This is a genomic window from Vogesella mureinivorans (genome assembly GCF_007644035.1).
Lineage (GTDB): Bacteria > Pseudomonadota > Gammaproteobacteria > Burkholderiales > Chromobacteriaceae > Vogesella > Vogesella mureinivorans.
In genome coordinates this window covers 1-265 of sequence record NZ_VMTV02000945.1, presented here as the reverse complement: position 1 = coordinate 265, position 265 = coordinate 1, and the positions used below count along the sequence as shown (strand labels likewise).

Below are 265 nucleotides of genomic sequence, written 5' to 3'. Positions count from 1 at the left end.
GTGGCACGCTCGATGTTGAGACCGAAGAACACCTGCAAGACCTCGACCACGAAATCCATCGGCGTGTAGTCGTCGTTCAGCAGGACGACCTGGTACAGCGGAGGACGCACCACCTCGGGCCGCGCTTCCTCCACCGCGAGGCCGCGCTGCTGGCCCGCATCGGGTGCGCCGTCGGGGTCACCCGCCAGACGCGGAGACAGAAAGCGTGAGGCGTGCAGGGGCGGGTGGCGGAGGTCGGGCATTTCGATCATGGCGTGCTATGTGG

Annotated in this window: 1 protein-coding gene; it reads right to left on the bottom strand. The window is 66.8% G+C overall.

Features of this window, described 5'->3' with window-relative positions:
• The coding region (locus FLQ44_RS21260) for an ATP-dependent Clp protease adaptor ClpS (RefSeq protein WP_240801368.1) at positions 1–251 on the bottom strand (251 nt) is incomplete at its 3' end.
• Between the last annotated feature and the right edge of the window lie 14 nt (positions 252–265).